Origin of the sequence: Paracoccus versutus (assembly GCF_000763885.1) — a bacterium.
GTDB lineage: Bacteria > Pseudomonadota > Alphaproteobacteria > Rhodobacterales > Rhodobacteraceae > Paracoccus > Paracoccus versutus.
Genome location: NZ_JRKO01000187.1, coordinates 1 through 214, shown reverse-complemented (window position 1 = coordinate 214; position 214 = coordinate 1). Strand labels below are relative to the sequence as shown.

At 56.5% G+C, this 214-nt stretch carries 1 protein-coding gene; it reads right to left on the bottom strand.

Annotated elements, in window-relative coordinates; translation table 11 throughout:
• Nucleotides 1-94: 94 nt before the first annotated feature.
• Nucleotides 95-214: NAD(P)(+) transhydrogenase (Re/Si-specific) subunit beta (locus tag IT40_RS28220; protein WP_157034126.1), on the bottom strand; the 120-nt coding region annotated here is incomplete at its 5' end.

Genomic DNA, 214 nt, shown 5'->3' with positions numbered 1-214 from the left:
ATAACAACAGCAACTCGTTGTGTTTATTGGAATATATCGGAGACACCTGAGGGCATCGAGCTGCATCGCCGCCACCAACAGCGAGATCGCCCGCTCACTCGATCATGGGCAGGAGCTGGTCGATGGATTTCTTGGCGTCGCCGTAGAACATGCGGGTGTTTTCCTTGTAGAACAGCGGGTTCTCGATGCCCGAATAGCCGGTGCCCTGGCCGCG